Genomic DNA, 17,916 nt, shown 5'->3' on the forward strand with positions numbered 1-17,916 from the left:
TATGAAGATTTGCGGAAAAGCATTGCCTCCGAGGGCGGCGCTGCTCCTCTCATTGGACTTTGTTGTTCTGGTGATTGTGGCGCCGCTGCTCTTTATCCTGCCGCTGGTCGCGGGATCGAGCAGCAAGCCCATCGGTTCGGTTCTGCTTGGCCTGCTGCGGCTGATGCTGGTAGGGATTGTCTGTCAGGTTATCTTCTACTATCACGACCTCTATAACCTGCAAACAGTTCGAATTCCCAGAACTACGATTGTGCAGGTTCTGCGTGCCTTTGCTCTCTTGTTCCTGCTGCTGGCAGCGGGAGTATTCCTTCTTCCCTGGCTGACTCCCGTGCTGTCAAAGGTGTTGCTGTTCGCCGGCTTTCTTGCGCTTGTGACGCTGGTTTCGAGAAGACTGGCTCTGCCTAGCAACCGGCAGCGAGTCCTTGTTGTTGGGGCCGGTGATGAGGCCGCGGAGTTACAGGCAATTGTGCTTTCAAGTCCGGAATGGAATATGGAAGTCGCCGAAATTACACCGCCTGCCATGCTGACCAAGGTGCTTCAAGGGGGGAAGAGGGCAGGCGAAGGCTTCGAACGTATCATCGTGACGAACGTGAAGGCGCAGTCTGACGACAACCTGGAAACCTTGCTGAGTTGCAAGATGGCCGGTATGGAGATCGAGGACGCTCAAGCCTTCTTTGAGAAGGCGACTGGAAGAGTCCGCGTCGATCATTTGAGTGCGGAACAATGTATCTTCTCTGACCGCTATAGCAATCGGATAGGGAAGCGGTTTGCGAAACGGATCTTCGACTTTCTGGTTGCCGGAATGCTGTTGGTTGTTACGAGTCCGGTCGTTCTTATCGTTGCATTGGTGGTTTATCTGCAGCAGGACGGTCCCGTATTTTACCGGCAGCAGCGGATCGGGCTTTTTGGAAAGCCGTTCAGCATTCTGAAGTTCAGAACGATGTCACCGGTCACATCGGTCCAGAAGACCGGATGGGCGGGGAATGAGACACACCGCATTACGCGGCTTGGGAAGCATCTGAGGAAATATCGTATTGATGAGTTGCCGCAGCTCGTCAATGTATTGCGCGGCGAGATGAGCCTGATTGGGCCAAGACCTGAGCAGCCTCATCTATGTGAAGTACTCGAGCAGCATGTGCCGTTCTACAAACACCGCCACTCGGTTCCTCCTGGACTGACCGGCTGGGCGCAAGTGCGGTACCACTACGGTTCCACGATAGAAGAATCAAAACGCAAGCTTGAGTATGACTTGTTTTATGTAAAACATCTTTCATTGTGGCTCGATTGTGCAATTGCGCTGGAGACGGTGAAAGTGGTCCTGGTGGGGCGGGGCGCTGTCTAAAAGAAAACGGGGAGCGCAGACTTCGCGCCCCCCGGTGCAGAGAGGATTTTATTGGTAGGCTCCCATCGACGGCGCAGAGCCTCGAGAGGCGCCTACGATGTCGATGGTGGAGGTTGTGCTTGTAGTTCCAGTCGACTTGGCGGGCGACTGTGACTGCAGCGCGAAGTTGCTGGTTGAGAGGAAGAGCGGGTTCGAGCCTATCGGCGATGAATCCCAGGATGGAGCGGCGCCTGCACCGTACCACAGGTTATGGGAGCCGCTGACATTCGTCGATCCACCTTCGACATAGGGCTGCGAACTGGATGGCTGTGAACAGATATTGTTCGTCATGTGTAGTCCGGCTCCGCCGCTCACAACACCAAAGCAACCGTTCTGGTTTCCGGTCGAGTAAGCTCCTGCATCGACAACGGTGTTGTTATAGACCTCAACGTTACCGCTGCTTGAACCTGCAGCAGGGTCAGTGTTGATGGCGATGCCGGCTTCATTGGCAACTCCATACGGATTGGAAGCAAGCGCAACATGTGCCACAACATTGTTATAGATTTCGACCGTTCCCTGTGACGGATTCACGGAAGCAAGTGCAATGCCGTCGCAATAAGAGTTGGTCACAACATTGTCGTGAATATGCAGATCGTACTGGTTGCTGCCGAGGGTGGCGTGGAACATAATGCCGCGGCAGTATCCCTTGAAGTTCTGGCCGACATTATTCCAGCCCACGTCGGCATGATTGACGTTACTCGAGAAGTAGACGGCGTGATAGGTCTTGTCGACGTTGCCACCGGTGTCGTGCACATTGTTGCCGTGGACAGTCCAGGTTTCGGATGGGTCAGTGGTTTCTCCAAGGAGACATGCCGTGCCGCTCAGGCCCGAGGGCGGTGCGGGGCAGGAGAGGCTGTTATTGATGATGCGGGCATTTCCAGCTTCAGCACCGATTGCCGAGCTTTGGCCTACGATATTGAGGTTCGCGATGGTGACGTACTTACCCCATCCGTGAACGCCATACGTAATGGAAGAGCTGCCCACGTTCACCGTTCCGCCGGGATAACCCACGATCGAAAGCTGGCTGGTCGGAGAGGAGCCGCCAATATCCGTCGAGATCGCCGACTTGTACCCGCGGCCGTCATCGAAGCTGACATCCGTACCCGGAAGCAGATAGATGACCGTATTACGTACCGGGGTCATCGAGTCGGACGAAGTGACAGAGTTGAAGGCTGCACGCCACGACTTGAAGGGCGAGGTGAAGCTGCCTGTGTTGGTATCGGCCCCATTCGGAGAGACGAAGACAATATCTGTCTGCGTGACCGTGAAGGGGACGCCATTCGAGGCCGCGCCATTTACAGTGACGACAATATTGCCGGTCGTCGCCGCACTACCGAGTTGCGCAATGATGGTCGTATCGCTCCACGAGCAGAGGCTGCAGTTCGTGATCAACTGTCCGCCGAGGGCGACGGTACTGCTGCCCTGAGTCGAGCCAAAGTTGCTGCCGAAGATGCGGACATAGACGCCGTTTCCGTTGTCTCCACCGGTGCCGCTGCCAACGTTCAGATCGGTGTAATTGATGTGCGGTCCTCCTCCCGACGATCCCGAGGAAGGAGCGGCATTGACCGTCACGACCACCGTGCCCGTGGTGGATGCAGTGGGAGAGCTGGAATCCGTGGCTTTGATGGTGAGTGCGGAGGCGCCCGCAGTTGTTGGCGTGCCAGAGAGCGAGCAGTTAGTCAGGGTGAGACCTGCAGGAACTGTCCCGCCGCTCAGGGTGCAGGTATACGGTGCGATTCCTCCGGAGACACCGATTGTGCCGTTGTAGGCGGAACCCACCGTCGCTGTCGTCGGCGAGGTGAGCGTCAATGTAGCAGCGGCGGCGGCTTTCACGGTAACCGAGACAGAGCCGGTCGTCGAGTTTGCAGGGTTGCCGGAGTCCGTGGCCTTGACGGAGAACGAGTAGGTTCCCGCAGTGGTCGGCGTTCCGGTGAGGGAGCAGCCACTAAGTGTCAGCCCTGGAGCCGAGCCGCTCACGAGCGAGCAGGTATACGGTGCTGTACCACCGGAGATACCGATCGCGCCGGTGTAAGCAGTCCCGACCGTGGCAGTCGCAGAGGGAGATGTAATCGCCAAGGAAGCAGCAGCAGCCTTTACGGCGACGGAGACAGAGCTGGTCGTCGAGGTTGCGGGGCTGCTGGAGTCGGTTGCCTTGACGGAGAGCGAATAAGTTCCAGCGGTAGTCGGCGTTCCGGTGAGAGAGCAGCCGCTGAGCGTGAGCCCTGGTACCGATCCGCTTACAAGCGAGCAGGTGTACGGTGCGGACCCGCCGAAGACACCAATCGCACCGGTATAAGCAGTACCCACCGTGGCGGAGACGGGCGAGCTGATAGTAAGCGTGACAGACGCTGCGCCGATGATGTTCAGGGGCACCGTTGCCGTCGTCGTGTTTGCCGGTGAAGCGGAGTCTGTTGCCTTGATGGACAGGCTATAGGATCCAGCCACAATCGGTGTTCCGCCGATGGTGCAGTTGTTGAGCGTAAGTCCGGAGGGCATGCTTCCGCCAGCCAGTGAGCAGGTATACGGAGCTGTGCCCCCCGAGACACCGATGGTTCCGCTGTAAGCGACACCAACATTTCCAGAGGATGGCGCGGTAAGGGCCAACGTTACTGGAGCGGCGGCGATATTGAGTGTGACCGGTCCAGTTGTAGCGTTGGCCGGACTGCTGGAATCGATTGCCTTGATTGAGAAGGTCGAGTTCCCAGCAGTGGTGGGTGTTCCGGTCAGTGAGCAACCGGTCAGCGTCAATCCATTGGGAATCGTTCCACTCGCCGGTGCGCAGGAGTAAGGTGCCGTTCCACCTGCAACCCCAATAGCGCCGTTATACAGTGCTCCAACGGTGCCCGATGGCGGCGAAGAAATTGTCAGTGTTGCTGGTGCAGCGATGACGGTCAGCGTGATCGATGAGGTTGCCGAGTCCGTAGGATTGTTGGAATCCGTCGCTTTTACGACGAGGCTCGTGCTGCCTGCGACCGACGGGGTTCCTGTGATTGTGCAGTTGCTGATGCTCAAACCCGAAGGAAGAGTTCCGCTGACAATCGAGCAGGCATAAGGAGAGGTTCCGCCGGTGATGCCGATCGTGCCGTTGTATGCCTGGCCGACGGTGGCTGAAGATGGCGAAGTAATTGTCAGTTGTGTTGTGGAACCCTGGACAACAACGGAGATCTTCTTCTTCCCCTGAGCCGTGGGTTTGGAGGAATCCGTTGCGCTGATACCAAGTGTGTAGACACCAGCCGTCGTCGGAGTGCCCTGAAGCGTGCAATTGTTCAGAAGGATGCCGTTGGGCAGAGTACCGTCGGTCATATTGCAGGTGTATGGACCCTTTCCACCTGAGACGCCGATGGATGCAGAGTAGCTGACACCGACGGTTCCTGAGGCCGGGGAGGTAATGTCCAACGTGGCTGCGTCCGCAATGGTGAACGCCAGGCTCTTGCTGGAAGCGGATGTGCCGGCCGCATCAGTGACTGAGAACACCAGCGAAGAGTTGGCGGCAGCAGTAGGGGTTCCGTTGATAGCGCAACCCGAGAGCGACAAGCCGCTGGGCAAGCTGCCGGATGTAACTGCGCAGGCATAAGGAGATACCCCTCCCGCGGCGCCGATTGCCGCAGTGTAGGCAGTACCGACAGCGCCAGATGGCAATGATGTCGTTGTGACAGTCAGCGTTGACGTTGACGCAGCAACGGTAAGTGTAAGGGGAGTGGATGTCGATGCCCCCGTGGCATCCGTGACAGTCACTGTAACCTCGGAGGTGCCCGCATTGGCAGGCACTCCACTGATGCTGCCTGTGGAAGCGAGTGTGAGACCGGTTGGAAGCGAGCCTGGTGAGGCAGCCCAGCTATACGGGGAAGAGCCGCCGGAGGCGGAAAGCTGAGTCGAATACTCTGCGCCTACCGTACCGTGTGGAAGAAAACGGGACGTAATGGTAATCGGAGATACTGTCGAGCCGACGCGGATCGTTTTTGGGGTAATAACGTTCGTCTGCGCGTTACTGGCGTCGGTCGTTTTGAACGTGAACGTATATGTGCCGGCAGCGGTGGGGGTGCCTGCGATTTTGCTGGTGGACGGGTCAAAGGAGAGGCCCTCCGGAAGACTGCCAGAGGAGATCGATGATTGAACTGGATTCGATCCTCCCGAAGTTGTCAGCGAACCCGAGTAGGAAGAGCCAACTGTGGCTGAATCCAGATTCGCCGTCACCGTCAGCGCCGGATTAACGGTAACTGCGATGGACCCAGCGTCGCTTACCGTGGCAAGAGTGGCATTGATGGTTGTATGGAGCTGGGATGATACCGCCTGCGGCGCGGTGTAATTGATGTATCCAGATCCCGGGGTAACGGTGCCGCAACTTCCATCGGAGCATCCCGTTCCATTGACGGCCCAGGAGATGTTTGACGTAGTTGTTGCGGGAATCTGGATTGATTGACCGGCGTTCAGCGTAATCGTTGATGTATTTGAAGCTGCGTTGACCTTGGATCCCCCCCAACCGCACCCGTTGGTGCCCAGGAGGAGCAGCGTCAGACTGAAGAGGAGTAGAGGAAACCCGAAAGAACGGGCGCAAGATGCGGTTCGATGTTGAGTAGTTCCTTTGAAGCAAACAGAAATTTCCTTGAGCACGCGCTCGTCTCCCTGAAAAAGGTGGGGTGAAAAAAATATGTCGAATGGAGCCCGACTTGGTGAACGTGTGCAAAGGCTTGCAATCTTGTCTCCGCTAATGCCAAGCGCCTAAGTCATTGATTTTTCGTTTCTCTTTTACCTGGTTCCCGGAGATTTAATCCCTGTCCCGGAAAAAAATTCCGATCCATGAGCGCAGTAAATGGCCTGCGACGTGCTCGGAGACAATCGGGGGCCAGTCCGTTGCCTCAACGAGCTGGATGCTGCATTGGTCACAGAGTTCAAAGAAGATCTAGGGCGATATCGCGCCTATGGAGAGTCTTACCGGCGAATCCTCTTCAATCCTGCGGTTTGGTGCATTTTCTGGTACCGCCTGGGACGTTGGGTATATAGCCCGGACCGGAACCTGCTTGTTAGGTGCCTGGGAAAGCCTCTCCATCTGATTGGGGCCACCTGGATCGAGGCGTTTTTGCAGACCTTACATCCCGAAGTCGTAATAGGGCGGCATCGTGACATCGCGCATCATGTCACGCTGGGTACCCGAGGCGCCGGCTCGCAAGGAGCTCCCAAACTTGGAAACAATGTCTACGGCGGTACGAACGCAGTTCTGATTGGTCCAATCCGTGTAGAAGACGGAGCCAGGATTGCAGCGAATTCGCTGGTCAATCGTGACGTTCCCGCCGGAGCGACCGTCATGGGAGTGTCGGCTGTCGTCGTAAAACAGAGAGCCGTGAAAGAAATCGCGGAAGCGCCGGAGGTGACTGTATGACGAAGTCAAAACATCCTCTGCTGCTCTTTGCCGCTCCATATTTTGCCCCCGCATATCACGGCGGTGCCGTTCAGATTTATCTCGGTCTGCTGACACGGCTAAAACGGTACAGAGTGGTTGTCGTCGGCGATCGATCCAATGTGTCACTGGCGGCATTGCAGGAATGGGACGCGCTGGCGAAACAACGTTACGGCCTGGATGTGGAGCGTATCGATGCGTTCGAGTTCCATCTGGGCGATCGAAAGACAAGGCCGATTGGCAGCCTTATGCAGTTGGCCCGATTCCTGCTGCAGGGGCGACGGCAATGGCAGGAACTCTGCAGCAAATACTCACCCGATGCCGTTGTTTGCGGTGGAACATACTCTGCCGGATGGCTGATGAAGAATCTTCCCAAGCGAACGGCGCTGGTGAACTACATTCATGGAGAGGAGTTGACGATGGCGGTTAAGCCCCGCTTCCTGGCTCCCTATATGCATTATTGGCAACATCGCTGTATTCGACGAGCCGATATGAATCTTTCGGTAAGCAGCTATACGGCACACCTGGTATCTCGAATGACAGGAGCTCCCGTGGAAAAATTAAAGATCCTTTCCAACTTCATCGACCTCAATCGCTTCCATATCTCTGGGAAGCGCGCCGAACTGCGCGCCGGTTACGGTTGGCAAGAGAAGACCGTGCTTTTGACAGTGGCAAGGCTGGAGAAGCGGAAGGGAATCGATCAGGTGCTTCGCGGGCTTGAAGTTTTAAGGCGGCAAGAGAAACTATCTCCGTCATGGCGATATGTGATCGGAGGCAAGGGGCCTGAACGCGATGCCCTGGTTCAGCTCGTGAAAGAGCTGGACCTTACAGAGTATGTCGAGTTTCTCGGCTTCGTTCCAGACGAGGATCTCCCCGGACTCTATGAGAGTGCAGACGTGTTTGTGCAGCCCAACCGGGAGATCAATGGTGATACGGAAGGATTCGGTGTCGTCTTCCTGGAAGCGAATGCGTGCGGTTTGCCGGTAATTGGAGGCGAGGCCGGCGGTACTGCGGACGCGATCGCGCACGGTAAGACAGGATTTCGAGTGGATGGTGAATCGGTATATGAGATTGCCGCTGCGATCTCCATCCTGATGGAAAATGACGAGCTGCGCACCCGCCTGGGGCAACAGGCAGTGGAATGGGCAGCTAACTTTGATGTGAACAATGCGGTACATCGGTTCGAGAACCTGATGGACGAGGCCTTGTTTAAACATGGTGCCGCGCCCAGAAACCTTACGTCAGTAAGCGCCGATATCTAGGTGGCCTTTCTCTCGCGGTTGCCCCAGCAGGTTCCACGTCAAGTCCAATAACGTGCCCTTGCCAATGGCGGGGCTTCCGGAGGCTGGTGCAAAGTCGCCGTGTGCAGGATCGCGCAGTAACGGATTTGCAATCGTGAAGCCTGCATAGGTCGGTGAGGAGGCCGCTCCATTGAGCCACCAGACCAGGTTTGACTCCGCTAGCATCGGCGCCGATGTGCTATTTGGTGAAAACAGAGGAACCTTCGAATCGAGAACGATCAGGTTATTTCGCAGACGAACGGTCTGCCCTGGAGATCCCCGCGAAAAAGAGATAGCGCCTGAGTCCATGTTGCGGCGGCCACCGCATCGGTACATCGTATTGTTATAGATTTCGACCGTACCGGTCCCTGTCGTACCGTAGTTTGCGCCGCCTTGAACGTAGATACACGAATAGTTGGAACCCCCATCGGGCGGATCCGGTCCCTGACCGACGTTATAGAAAAGATTGTTATAGGCTTCCACCGTTCCTCGGGACGGATCTATGGTCGCGAAATTTATGCCATTGCATACAACATCGTGAATGATGTTGTCGTGCACATGCAGATCGTATTGGTTACGTCCGGTGCCGCGGTCCGTCGGAGTGGAGTGGAACTGAATGGCCCGGCACCCATTAACATTGGAGATCTTGTTCCATCCAATATCAATGTGATTGCTGTCAGTGCTGAGGTAGAGTGCGTGGTAGACCTTAGTCGTTTTGGGTTGTGCGACGTTGTGAATGATATTTCCCAGGAAAGCGACATCCGATGCCTGGGAGAACTCAATACAGCCAGTGGGACCGAATCCGTTTGGGCAGGTAAAGTCGTTCCCGACAACTCTCCAGTCGGTCGATGAGGTTACATCCAGCGCTTCCTGATAACCAACGAAGTGAATATTTCCTATCACCCAATGATCGGATGTGCGTTCCACGTTAGGCGTGCGTGCTGCAATACGTGGCGCCTTGGCGGAGCCGATGGTGACATGTGCTCCGGGATATGCCAAAAGCGCAATGGGTGCATCGTGGCGACCGCTGGACATGATGTTGACTGTCGCTTCGTATCGGTCTAAACCTGCATCGCTGAACCCATCCCGGACATACAGGATGTCGCCGGACTTTAGTTTACCGACGGCCGAGCTTAGCTTTTCCCGCGTCTTTGCGGCAAGAAACAGGATCCGACCAGGGCGGACCTTGAATGGAATACCGTTTGAGACAGGTCCGCTGCCGGTGTGCAGAAGAATCTGACCCGATTTTGCATTCCGTCCAAGTTGGAAAGAGATCTTATCCTCGGACCAGACCGGATAGGATACAGCCGCTACGTCACCTATCGTGACGTAGCTTGTGCCTCTCGACGATCCAAAGCCGGAGCCGTAGATCGTAACAAAGGCTCCTTGATCGTTTTGGCCTCCCGCGACTGGGCCGCTGAGCAGATCGCTGAAAAAAATCCTGGGAACAGGCGTGCGCGTTTGGCTGTCACCGGGTAGGGCGCGGATGAACAAGGCCAGCAGGATAAACAGAGTTCTAGTGCCAGGTCGCATGGCTCGGACGCCAGAAGAGAGTGTGTGCAAGGCTGTTTTCATTGAATGTCCCATCAGAGGAGAGCAGCGATCCATCCCAGATGTTGACCCTGGGGATTGAGAGCGATTGGCATCTTCCTGGCCAAACACCAGGCACGGTCGTGAATCCGTACCGATATCCGGCTTTTTGTGCGGCAGCCTGAACGGAGCTATCGACATCTCCATTGGGATACGAAATCCAGGCGGAACTGCCGGCGCCCTGCCAGACCTTTGTGTTGAGAGCGATCCACGAGTTGCGGAGCTCCTCTGCCACGGCCCTGCCACCAAGGTGTGTCAGAAGTGGATGCGTGCACGTATGGGAAGCGAGCATGTGACCCTGCTTTGCAAGAGAGCGCATTTCCTCCCATGTCATAAGCCGCTCATACGGATCGCTGGCGATGCGATCGAGAGCCGGGTCCAATCTAAAGAGCGCTTCATCAACCCGCTCAAGAATCTCTGCCGCGCTGAACTGCTTCAGCCATGACAAGACCTTCTCCTCGGAGCCCGACACGATCTCCGGGCGGGGGCGATTGTTTGACTGGACATGGAAGCTCTCCAGGAAGCTCTTCCAGAGATCGCTACGGTGCGCCTGCTGGGTCAGACGGTGCAGCCAAAGCACATGTTCGGGCCAGAACGGATGGGAACATCCTGCATAGGCTGTCACAACGAAGAAACATGCCTTGATATTGAAAGCGGCCAGGTACGGAGCAGCCACCTCATAGTTATCGGCCCAGCCGTCATCAAAGGTCACGAGGACCTGAGGACGCTCGCTACGCACGCGTGCGTGTGACAGATCAGTGGGGGCAATGATATCGGTCTCAGCACGAAGGTACTGCAGCAACGCTCGAAAACCGCTTTCGCGGAGCACCATGCCGCGAGGCGACCGGCATTGATGCATCTGGCCGTCCGGGATGATTCGGTGCAGCATCAGCACAATAACGCCGTGCTTTCTTGCAATATTGCTGCGTGCCGCCTGAAGCTGGCCGCATGCATCAAGCGTCTGGATCCTGATCTGACGCAGGACGGTTCTCAGGGGCGCACCGCCGTTATAGTTTCTCTCACTGTGCACGCGATACCTCCCGTTCTGGTCTCCACGAGACGTAACGTTCACCCCGCACAAACTGGACGATAGCTGCGAGCGCCGCGGCATTCACAATACAAAAGTAGAGAGGAAGTGCGAGAGGCCTGGCCAGCTTCTGTACGGGAACGAGAGCTGTAAGCATGGCGACGGCATAGACGAGTGCCTGCGCAACGAAGATCAACCGATAAAGAGAGATCTGGATCAGAAGAGATGAGGATAGAAACGTACCCAGGAGGAAGAGGGGGACACTGTATCGGAGCAACTTATGCGAATACAGCTGCAGCGCGATCCACGGGTATTTCCAAGGCAAGAGAAGCGAGCCTACGCTGCTGATCCCATGTAGCGCTCTGGTAATGACGCGGACCCGCATCGAGAACTCTTTGCGGGAGGTGTTTGCGGTTGACTCACGCGCGACAGCACGAGGTTCCAGCTTGACTTTCGCGCCTTGCAGCAGGACATGCATCGGCTCTACGAGGTCACTGATGATGTGTGGTTGAAGCGGTGTGTACAACGATCGACGAACTGCGTAGATGCAGCCGCAGCAACCTGTAATGCTGGCGATCTCCGATTGCATCTTACGGATGCGATTGTCGTAACCCGCAAAAGCCTGTGCACCGGAATTGGTTGATGACTCTTTTTCCGGATCGAAATAGTAGTAGCGGCCCGAGACTGCACCGACAGTCGGATCGGCAAAGTTTCCGGCGATGTACTGAAGTGCGTCCGCCTGATACTCCGTTGTTGCATCTGAGAAGACGACGATGTCACCCGTGGCATATTGCACGGCGACATTTTGTGCGTTCGTCTTTCCCCGCTGTTGTGGAATGACGACCAGAGCAACTCCCCGGTCCGAAAACGACCGGACAATCTGAACGGTGTCATCTGTGCTGCCGTCGGACGCGACAACGATCTGCAACCGGTCATGGGGATAGTTGAGTGCAAGACAGCCAATGAGCCTTTTGCCGATGTTTCTGGCCTCGTTGTGCGCGCAGATGACTATCGTGATACTCGGCGCTGTCGATGGTTCTGAATGACGGGGCCGGCGAAGCTTTGTCAGCGCCCACAGCATGAGCGGATAGCCGGCATAGGTGTATGCGATGACAGTGACACACGCCCAGAAAGCCAAAATGGCATAACGGTCGAAGTGGGGACCGAGCAGGCCGGCTTTAGGCAGATAGAAGAGCATCGTATACCTCAATATGCCGTTGAACCATCGTCTCGATCGAGAATTGCTGCTCTACAAGAGCCCTTGCTGTATTCGTAAGGCAATCTCCCCGAGGGGGGAATGACAAGAGGGACAGAACGGCGGCGGCTGCGGCGAGATGGTCCTCAGAGGGAACAAGATAGCCGGTGACACCATCTGTCACTACCTCAGACGTCCCACCAACGTCGGTGGCGACTACCGGAATCCTTGCCGCCATCGCCTCGATGACGACATTCGGAAACCCTTCCGTTCGAGATAGCAAAGTAAAGATGTCAGAGCTCATTAAAAGAGACGGGATATCGGAAACCCGTCCAAGGAAGAAGACGTTCGAGGAGAGATCCAGTTCCTGAACGCGGTTCTGAAGCGTCTGATAGTGCCCTAAATCGGTCTTATCCCCTGCGATCACAAAGGCGATCTCGGGATATTGGTTGTGGACGATGGCGGCAGTTTCCAGGAAGACGTCCAGGCCTTTCCATGGATTGATGTTGGCGATCGTCGTGACTACCGGGACGTCGAGGGGAATGCCGAAGGCTTTGCGCGCCCGGTTTCTATCGATACGGTGGTTATAGGTAGCAAGGTAGACACCGTTATAGATGACCTCCATCTTTTGCGGTCCGATGGCGTCCTGCTGTTGATGCCACCCCGCGACTCGTTTTGAGACGGCGAACACTCGGCTGTAGAGCGGTGCGCAGAGTTTATAGAGCAGCGTATGCTTTCGAGTTCTCAGAAGCCCCATGTCACGGCGGCTGGAGCAGATCTTTCGCACTCCGGATAACCGGCAGACCACGGCGCCAAACAGGTCTGAGCTTTCAAAGTAGGTCTGTGCAATGGCAATGTTTTTCTCGCGAATGATCTGTCTTATCTTCCGCGCAACGCCGATAGCTCGCCATGAAAGGCAGGAGCGAACCGGTAACACAATGACCTCGATGCCATAGGTATAGGCTTCCGGGCTGGGATTCTCACGGAAGGTGATGATGGAAACCGCGTATCCAAGCTTCTTCAGGCGATTTGCCAGCTCAAACATCATCCGTTCTGCCCCACCCATCTCGGTCAATTGATCGATCAGGAAGAGGATGGAGCGATCGGTAGTGCTTGCTTGAACCTTTCCAGGAAACTGGGCCATCTTCCGCTTCGGGAGCGCGTTGTTTGTAAGGGGAGTCATGACATCACTTTTTCATGTGTCAGTGAGGCTGCGGGAATCGCCCATGGCGCTTTGACGATGGTTGTTGAGGGTTGTGGACGCTGTAGCTGCTTACGGCTTTCAGCGGCGAGGGACGACCCGCAGATGACGCATCCGAGGAGGATCCAGAGGTTCGAGTCCACCTGGATAAACGCCCATCGATCCCCGAAGAGGTTCACGATGGTGGCGGCTACGATCATGGCGGCGTAACCCAGGCCAATAAGCGACAGCAGCGAATCTCGTGCTCTTGCAAAGAGCCGCATGCCTTCACGCAAGAGCAGCAGGAGTTGGAGAATGAAAAGACAGAGGCCGACGAGGCCGGTCTCCACAAGCATCTTCAGATAGAAATTGTGAGTGTCTTTATAGGAGCCAACCCGGTTGAGCTCGGCATATGTGAGAAAGCCTGTGCCAAATACTGGATTATGACGAAACAGATCCATGGCATCGCTCCACAGCATAACCCGCTCTTGAGCAGAAGCATCCAGTTCGGCCGCCATGCCGGGGTCGGGACGTGAATAGGTCATGGCAATACGCTCGCGGACTGCTACAGGAAGAATGGCTTGCCATCCAAGCAGCAACAGCAGGATTGGGATGAAGAGAGCGCGTACCCTGACAACAGCGAGAAAACACAGAATGACCGCAAGAGCCAGGTAGGCTTCGCGCGAATAGGAGAACAGAAGGCAAACCGTATTCGCTACGGCGACCGTAAGTGCAAGTAGTCTGAGCCAGGGATTCTTCTTCACGACAATCAGTGGAAGGATGAAGGCGGTCGCCTCCACCAAGTAGGAGGCGAGACCGTTCTCACCGGCGTAACCGAGAGGGCCGGCATCTCGTGTTTCTTCAGAGTAGTGCGTGAAGTCCCGGTCAACGGACGATTTCAGGTAACTACAGTCAACAACCATCGCTGTGAGGCCACACAGAACAACGATTGTGAGGATCTGTCGTTTGGTCCGAATAGTACGGACAACCGCGAAGGCCAGGACTGGCATGACGATGAAGTTTTTGTAATCGACGAGACGATGGTCCGAAAACCAGATGGGGAAATCTCCGCCGAGGTAAAATGCTCCTCGCCATAGGGACAGGAAATAGAAGATCGCTAGACACGCGAAAAAAATTACGATACGTGGGCGGTAGGCAAGCTTGGACTGCGGGCGTATCACGGTGCCAATTAATACACAGAGCAGCAGGATGTCGACGATCTTGGAGCCGAGCGGAAACGCATGCAGGTGATACCGGGTTGTTTGCAGGGGAAGCAGAACCGTAAGGGCATAGATCCCGATCTCCGATCGCCACGCAAGGGTAAGGAGTGCGCCAATTACAACTGACGCATAGAGGAGGATGCTGCGTACTCCTATCGTTGTCGATGGATCCAGGTCAGCGAGGATCATTGGGATACTCCTTGGCCAGCGTTTGACGTCTCACACTCCTCGATGATTTCGGCCTTTGCGGTGTGGCTGCGAAAGGCGAATCTAGACCCCGCCCGCCTCCATGCGGTAAGCATGAGTGTTCGGAAGCCGGAAGAGATGGCTAGCATGCTCGTAAGGAAAACGAGGGTGTAGCCGGCGAGCCGTGCCAGAAGCGTGACAACTGGCAGATGAAACGTAGTAAGAGATGGAAGAGGATATGCAAGAGCCACCGCCGCAACGCCGCTCAGGATGAGTGAAGCGTTCGGTGTGAGCGGCAGGATATTTCTATTGATGATGATGAGGCTGGCCACCATTGCGATATAGCCGAGAAGCGTGGCGAACGCGGCTCCCATAAGCCCGAACCGTGGGACCAGGTACAGGTTCAACGCGATGTTGATCACTGCTGCCAAAGCTGCAATGGTTGCAAGCAGTGTCGTTCGTTTTTCGAGGATCAGGCCGACATTGAAGAAGATGTGCAGGGCGTAGATCATGAGTGAGGGGATAAGGATTGTGAGTAACCGGTCCGCTCCGGCAAAGCGTGCCGATGCGAGGAGTGTCAGCATCTCCCGCGAGCAAAGAGCACATGCTCCCACGATGAAGAGGGCCGCAAGGATGAACCAGGAGACCGCGGTGGAAAGAAACTGCTCGGTCGCCGGCTTGCCCTCTTCATTCCATATCCGCATATAGATCGGAAAGATAGCGAGATTCAGAGGCGTCATCACAGTGTCTTGAAGATATCCGGATACCCCATAAGCTGCGGAATAAAGACCCAGCTGATGATCACCAAGATAGCGCTGCACGATGATGCGGTCGCCTGAGTCCAATACGAGACTGGAAAGCTCATAGATGATGAGCGGTGCGCCAAAAAGGAGCGAATCGCGGATCAAAGTCCAGTCCATCGCTGAAAGACGGAACAACCCACGTCTCAAAAAGCTGATGAGCTGCGCCGCGACAATAGTGAACTCGCTTGCCAGAACACCGAGCAGCACTGGAAATGCATGGTGAAAGCCGACAAATGCGAGAATCACGAAGGCGGCGAGGGTGCTGACTTTGGTGGTGATCTCCACGATCGTATGAAGACGGCTCTTGCCTTCATTCCGGAGGAAGCTGAGCAGGATCGCCTGTAGAGTCCGAAAGAAGACGACCGCCGGCGCGACCATAAGGCACTGATACAGGATCTGGTCTCCGCGAAATACAGGTGTAAAGAACAGAAAGGCGTAGTACAGCAGCGAGACCAGAATCACAATGCAGGCGGGGCAGAGAAGCAGAGTTGTGTAAAGACGTCGCTGCTCCAGAACAGAGGATGCGCCGGCCTTAAAAAAACGTGCCGCTGAGTATTGAAGCCCGCACTTCGACAGGACAACCAGCACAAGAACGATCCGCAGCGTAAGAGACAGAACGCCGTATTCGCTGACCGAAAGCAATCGAGTCAGCAGAGGAAAGGTGATAAGCCCCAGCAGGATGAGCGATCCCCGGCCCATCAGGTAGTTGGCCATGTCCCGGAAGAGTGTAGACCGCGCATTCATTGTGCTGCCTCCTCGGGGAAGCAGCCTTTTCCGTGCGCAGCGGGGTTCTGGAGGACGGTAAACTGCGGAGTTTTGTAGAGCACGCGAAAAGCAGGGTCTTTCGGGGCATTCTCCAGAAGTGCAGCGTATGCCGTCCGGTATTCCGGGTTTGCATTGATGTGCGACCAGTCGTTATCGAGGATCAGGTATTCGTAGACCGGGTGGTGATATTGCGAAAGCCGGTGAGTCTGGTATAGGCAATCGCGATTTGCCAGAGACGGTAACAGATAGCGAGGGGCCGCGACCGAAGCCTGATCAGGAATTAGCTGGGCGACCTGGCGGGCTTCCTGTGTCCAGGGTTTGGAGCGCAGTTCGCTGGCCTGATCTTCTCCTGTTACAAAGATCAGGGTCGCGACACAAAGTGCGAGGCAGATTGCCGGGGCCACGGCGTTGCTCCTGATCCACAATCTCGAGACTCCTTTCAGAAGTCCGCGCGTGCGTGTACCGGCAAGCAGGGCGCTGGCGAAAAGCAGCACCGCCGGAATGACCGAATATTGGGCATAGATGATTGTCGTGATACATTTTCCTGCCCCGGCAGCGAGATTGATTCCGATAAACGGCAGCGAAGAAAGAACGAGCGCATTGCCGAACGAAAGGACCAGCGCCGTAGGCGTTAGCAGTTCCTTGAGGTACACAATATTGCCGCGGGGCAGCACCGTAGTTTGCGGACTGCTGCATACATGAGCCAACATCTGTTTCGGAGTTGCGCCCAGATGGCTGAAACATGCATCTGTGACAAATGACGAGCCATGCAGCGCATGTGGAAGCACGATGAAGTATGAGAAGTAAGCCCAGGCGATACCAGCGACGAAGGGAACGCTGATCCAGCGGATGGATTTTCGCTGGATCAGCGCAACGATTGAGAGGGCAACCGCAAAGATTGCGAGGTCCTCTCTTACGGCCAGAGTGAAGGTCAGTGCGACACAGAATGGTAGAAAGCGAGACTGCTGGAAAAAGTAAACCGCAAACAACAAGGGAAGCGCGACAAAGCTCAGCGGATAGAAGTCAAATGTGGACTGATAAAAGATGGTTGGCACCAAGAAAAACGCAAGTGACCAGAGCCGGGAAGTGCTTTCACTGCAGTATGTGCGGGCTATCTTGTAAATCGGATAACAGCAGGCAAGCATGGCAGCATTGCGTAGGACGAGCAGCGTTACAGGACTGGGAAAGAGCCCATAGAAGGGCACGAAGAGAAACATAAGGGGCGAGTTGTGCCCTGCAAAGTCCGTGGTTACCGGATAGGAATACAGCAGATCCTGCAGCAGGGAACCCCAGAAGAGATGACCGTGGAGGGTTGTATGCATGATCTGCGCGAAATAGGCGAGATCCTGCCCAACATACCCAAAGACGTAGAACTTGCGAATGGCAAGGCCCGTCAGCGTAATGAAGAGTATGGCAAGTGTTGCGAGTGGCCAGTATGTCTTTTGCTCTGCCCAGTCTCGAATACCTTCGGCCTCGCGGCGGCAGAAGTGATAAAGCGCAATCCAAAGTATGGTCAGTGTGATGAGCAACAGGGAAGAACGTAGGACTGGCGGGCGCACCCGAGCCGTATATTCAGGAAGAAACAGGAACAGTAGAGCAAATGCCATGGAGCACTTCGCTAACTCACGACGAAGTGTGCGTGAGCCGCTGCCATCGAGCATGGCTACCAGACACGAACTGGCTGAGAAAAAGGCAAAGGTTAGTGCGCACGTGATGGCAGTCCAGACAATACCCTGCCGCGCAAGTGGGCGGAAAAACGCCAGCCAGCTCCAGACGGCTATGGCGGAGGAGCCGAGAGCGATGGGCAGCCGGATGGCCCATCGCTCTGCGATGCTCTTCCCATGGTCCTGCTCGTATCGTGCTGAAACAGGCACAAGAGTCGCCATAATTCTTC

General features: G+C 55.7%; 11 protein-coding genes. 3 read left to right on the top strand and 8 right to left on the bottom strand.

All coding sequences use genetic code 11. The annotated features are described in order from the left end of the window. Position 1: 1 nt before the first annotated feature. Positions 2-1,342 carry a sugar transferase gene (locus tag AB4Y89_RS00940; protein WP_442299036.1) on the top strand — a complete coding sequence of 447 codons (1,341 nt, stop codon included), beginning with the start codon at positions 2-4 and terminating at the stop codon, positions 1,340-1,342. 48 nt (positions 1,343-1,390) lie between these two features. Here the strand turns inward: AB4Y89_RS00940 and AB4Y89_RS00945 are convergent, their stop codons facing one another. Then, positions 1,391-5,992, bottom strand: coding sequence for a beta strand repeat-containing protein (locus AB4Y89_RS00945; RefSeq protein WP_442299037.1), 4,602 nt, complete (start codon positions 5,990-5,992; stop codon positions 1,391-1,393). A 199-nt stretch (positions 5,993-6,191) separates the two neighbouring features. On the opposite strand from AB4Y89_RS00945, the gene AB4Y89_RS00950 reads away from it, so the two are divergent. Together AB4Y89_RS00950 and AB4Y89_RS00955 are read left to right on the top strand one after the other, a co-directional pair. Beyond that, complete coding sequence (locus AB4Y89_RS00950) at positions 6,192-6,758, top strand: serine O-acetyltransferase (RefSeq protein ID WP_442299038.1); 567 nt, start codon at positions 6,192-6,194, stop codon at positions 6,756-6,758. After that, positions 6,755-8,038 (top strand): glycosyltransferase family 4 protein, encoded by a 1,284-nt coding sequence (locus AB4Y89_RS00955; protein ID WP_442299039.1) that lies wholly within the window; start codon positions 6,755-6,757, stop codon positions 8,036-8,038. Before AB4Y89_RS00950 ends, AB4Y89_RS00955 begins: the two co-directional genes overlap by 4 nt. Here AB4Y89_RS00955 and AB4Y89_RS00960 read toward each other — a convergent pair. The 7 genes from AB4Y89_RS00960 to AB4Y89_RS00990 are packed head-to-tail and all read right to left on the bottom strand — an operon-like array spanning position 8,018 to position 17,908. Continuing rightward, positions 8,018-9,589, bottom strand: a complete 1,572-nt coding sequence (locus AB4Y89_RS00960) for an IPT/TIG domain-containing protein (RefSeq protein WP_442299040.1) — start codon at positions 9,587-9,589, stop codon at positions 8,018-8,020. The two genes, AB4Y89_RS00955 and AB4Y89_RS00960, sit on opposite strands and share 21 nt — an antisense overlap. Continuing rightward, positions 9,573-10,676 carry a polysaccharide deacetylase family protein gene (locus tag AB4Y89_RS00965; RefSeq protein ID WP_442299041.1) on the bottom strand — a complete coding sequence of 368 codons (1,104 nt, stop codon included), beginning with the start codon at positions 10,674-10,676 and terminating at the stop codon, positions 9,573-9,575. Before AB4Y89_RS00965 ends, AB4Y89_RS00960 begins: the two co-directional genes overlap by 17 nt. Beyond that, positions 10,666-11,871, bottom strand: coding sequence for a glycosyltransferase family 2 protein (locus tag AB4Y89_RS00970; protein WP_442299042.1), 1,206 nt, complete (start codon positions 11,869-11,871; stop codon positions 10,666-10,668). Before AB4Y89_RS00970 ends, AB4Y89_RS00965 begins: the two co-directional genes overlap by 11 nt. Next, the gene (locus AB4Y89_RS00975; RefSeq protein WP_442299043.1) at positions 11,852-13,051 is read right to left on the bottom strand and encodes a glycosyltransferase; all 1,200 of its coding nucleotides are present in this window, start codon (positions 13,049-13,051) and stop codon (positions 11,852-11,854) included. Before AB4Y89_RS00975 ends, AB4Y89_RS00970 begins: the two co-directional genes overlap by 20 nt. Continuing rightward, positions 13,048-14,457, bottom strand: a complete 1,410-nt coding sequence (locus AB4Y89_RS00980; protein ID WP_442299044.1) for an O-antigen ligase family protein — start codon at positions 14,455-14,457, stop codon at positions 13,048-13,050. Before AB4Y89_RS00980 ends, AB4Y89_RS00975 begins: the two co-directional genes overlap by 4 nt. Continuing rightward, positions 14,454-16,001, bottom strand: coding sequence for an oligosaccharide flippase family protein (locus tag AB4Y89_RS00985; protein ID WP_442299045.1), 1,548 nt, complete (start codon positions 15,999-16,001; stop codon positions 14,454-14,456). The genes AB4Y89_RS00980 and AB4Y89_RS00985 overlap by 4 nt, the downstream gene beginning before the upstream one ends. Further along, positions 15,998-17,908: a DUF2079 domain-containing protein gene (locus AB4Y89_RS00990; RefSeq protein ID WP_442299046.1), complete on the bottom strand. Its 1,911-nt coding sequence runs from the start codon at positions 17,906-17,908 to the stop codon at positions 15,998-16,000. The genes AB4Y89_RS00985 and AB4Y89_RS00990 overlap by 4 nt, the downstream gene beginning before the upstream one ends. Positions 17,909-17,916: the final 8 nt, after the last annotated feature.

Origin of the sequence: Terriglobus sp. 2YAB30_2 (assembly GCF_052114765.1) — a bacterium.
GTDB lineage: Bacteria > Acidobacteriota > Terriglobia > Terriglobales > Acidobacteriaceae > Terriglobus.

What these genes read in the sequence shown, in the direction of transcription:
- AB4Y89_RS00940 (WP_442299036.1), top strand. Translation starts at nt 2, where the DNA reads ATGAAGATTTGCGGAAAAGCATTGCCTCCGAGGGCGGCGCTGCTCCTC.
- AB4Y89_RS00975 (WP_442299043.1), bottom strand. Translation starts at nt 13,051, where the DNA reads ATGACTCCCCTTACAAACAACGCGCTCCCGAAGCGGAAGATGGCCCAG.
- AB4Y89_RS00990 (WP_442299046.1), bottom strand. Translation starts at nt 17,908, where the DNA reads ATGGCGACTCTTGTGCCTGTTTCAGCACGATACGAGCAGGACCATGGG.
- AB4Y89_RS00970 (WP_442299042.1), bottom strand. Translation starts at nt 11,871, where the DNA reads ATGCTCTTCTATCTGCCTAAAGCCGGCCTGCTCGGTCCCCACTTCGAC.
- AB4Y89_RS00960 (WP_442299040.1), bottom strand. Translation starts at nt 9,589, where the DNA reads ATGCGACCTGGCACTAGAACTCTGTTTATCCTGCTGGCCTTGTTCATC.
- AB4Y89_RS00955 (WP_442299039.1), top strand. Translation starts at nt 6,755, where the DNA reads ATGACGAAGTCAAAACATCCTCTGCTGCTCTTTGCCGCTCCATATTTT.
- AB4Y89_RS00980 (WP_442299044.1), bottom strand. Translation starts at nt 14,457, where the DNA reads ATGATCCTCGCTGACCTGGATCCATCGACAACGATAGGAGTACGCAGC.
- AB4Y89_RS00985 (WP_442299045.1), bottom strand. Translation starts at nt 16,001, where the DNA reads ATGAATGCGCGGTCTACACTCTTCCGGGACATGGCCAACTACCTGATG.
- AB4Y89_RS00950 (WP_442299038.1), top strand. Translation starts at nt 6,192, where the DNA reads ATGGCCTGCGACGTGCTCGGAGACAATCGGGGGCCAGTCCGTTGCCTC.